This window comes from Streptomyces sp. NPDC059455, assembly GCF_042750115.1.
Lineage (GTDB): Bacteria > Actinomycetota > Actinomycetes > Streptomycetales > Streptomycetaceae > Streptomyces > Streptomyces endocoffeicus.
Map to the genome: position 1 here is coordinate 1 of NZ_JBHYVB010000463.1, position 2170 is coordinate 2170.

Consider the following 2170-nt stretch of genomic DNA (forward strand, 5'->3'; position numbering starts at 1 on the left):
GAAGCCGTAAAGAATCAACTTGTCGGTGTGTCGGTTTACTCGTCCGCGGCCGCGAGGAGATCGGGGGCGGTGCGGTAGCGGGTGGCGGCCGGGGGTGGGAGAAGTCCGCCTTCCGCAAGCAGGGGCCGGATCTCGCGGACGACGTTCCCGATCGAGGACCTGCTCACGTCCCCCAGCGCGTCGGCAAGGACGTCCAGGGTGCACAGTTTCCGCAGGTAGAGGATGGCGACCACGACGCGCTCTCTGTCACCCAGCTTCTGGGGGAAGACGCCGCCGCGGCTGCCTGGCTGGCGATCGGCGCCCCGGCGCTGGTAGGAGGCCCGTTCAACCTGGGCAACCTGGCGTGGAGAGAGCCGGCGAGTGAGCTCATCCAGCTCCGCGCGGGACATGCCGGTAAGCCGCGGATGGGACAGGCTCTCCATGATCCGGGTGCGGGGCGGGGTCTGGTCGGTGTCGAGGAAGGCCATCAGCGCGTCCGTCCTGGTGAACCGGCTGGGGGTGTATCCGGGCTGGTGACCGTGGTCCTCCAGGACCCGGCGGGTCTCGGCGACAAGGTGGCCCACGCATTCAGGGGTGACCTCCAGCATGTCGGCCAGCAGCTTCATCGAGCAGACCTGTCGCTGGTGGAGGAGAGTGAGCAGAACCCTGGCGGCGTCGTCGAACAGCGGCTTGGCCCGCTGATTGCCGGTGGCGCGCCGGGCCCGTCCACCGCGCTGCTCGCTGTAGCGTTCCCGGGACCGAGCGGCCTGCAGCGGAGCCAACTCAGCGCGTAGACCCGCGAGTTCTGTACTACTCATCCCGGTCAGGCGGGGGTCCGCCAGGCGGGTGAGAAGCTCGCGGCGCCGGCCGGAGACGCCGTGTGCCTCGCTGGTGGGCAGGGCCTGCGGCGCGGAGGGTTCGGGCAGCAGGGTGGAGTTCCACTGGCCGTGGGCCTCGTGCCGGACCAGCGGCAGCGCGGCGAAGCGATCCTTACTGATCGCGATGCCCGCGGGGTAGTCGCCGGGATCCAGTTGGGCCTCAACGCGCAGACCGGCCTGGGTGCGGGTGGCGGCGATCGCCTCAATGACGACATCATGGCTGGTCAGCGGCCTGCCACGCCAGTTGTGGGTGATGTGGGAGAACAGCCGGTGTTCGATTTTGTTCCATTTACTTGTGCCCGGAGGAAAGTGACACACCGTGATCGTCAGTCCGGTTTCAGCGGCCAGAGCAGCCAGTTCGCTCTTCCAGACCCGATAGCGGTAACCGTTGGAGCCGCCCGCGTCCGAGGTGATCAGCAGCCGTGACGCCTTCGGGTAGTCGAGGCTGCCGCGACAGCGCCACCAGCGGCGGATGGACTCGACCGCGAAGACCGACGTGTCGTGGTCGACACCGACATTGACCCAGCCGGTGTTGCGGGCGATGTCGTAGATCCCGTACGGGATCGCCTGCTGAACGTCCGGGCCGCTGAAGAAGAAGTGATGGTCCTCCACCTCAACCGGTTCGCCCCTGGGGCGCCACTCGCGGCCGGCCATGGGCAGCCTTCCGATCTGCTCCCGCTTCTTCGTGTCCACGTTAATTACCGGCTCACCGTCGGCCTGGTGCTGCTTGACCTGCTCGTTGATATAGCGGAACTGGGCATCCCGGTCGGGATGCTGGGCACCCTCGAGGGTCTTGACGTTCGCCTGCAGGCTGGAGTCCTCCTGCTTGAGCAGCCGACCCACCGTCGGCGCGGACACCGGGTGCCCCTGCCGGGTCAGCTCCTCGGCCAGGTTGCGCAGCGACTTCGTCGTCCACCGCAGCGGAGACTGAGGATCTCCCCGCTCGTCCGGCTCGACCAGGCCCAACAAGGCTTTGAGCAGGGCAGGATCGTTGGCTTCAGCCCGCTTGCGGCCTCCGCCTGGTGCACGCACTCGGCCGTCCGGCAGTGGCCCGGCCCCCGCTTCCAGCTCCGACACGCCACGACGCACGGTCGTCTCGCTGACCTGCGCGATCCGCGCTACCGCCCGTATCCCGCCATGCCCGATCAGTCGGGCCTCGGTAGCCAAGGCCAGCCGCCGCTGCCACTCGTTCAGATGGGGCAACAACACCGAGAACCTGCACTGGAGTTGGGAACAGATCTCCTCCGGAACCGCCATACCCTGACAACGAGCCCACACCTGTAAAGCAGCACCTTGATTCTTTACGGCTTCAC

Annotated in this window: 1 protein-coding gene; it reads right to left on the reverse strand. The window is 67.5% G+C overall.

Going from position 1 to position 2170, the window contains the following annotated elements:
- Positions 1 to 35: 35 nt before the first annotated feature.
- Positions 36 to 2114, reverse strand: a complete 2079-nt coding sequence (locus ACFXB5_RS53560) for an ISAzo13 family transposase (RefSeq protein ID WP_385223327.1) — start codon at positions 2112 to 2114, stop codon at positions 36 to 38.
- Positions 2115 to 2170 lie beyond the last annotated feature (56 nt).

Excerpts from the sequence above, each read along its gene's own strand:
- ACFXB5_RS53560 (WP_385223327.1), bottom strand. The coding sequence starts at position 2,114 with ATGGCGGTTCCGGAGGAGATCTGTTCCCAACTCCAGTGCAGGTTCTCG.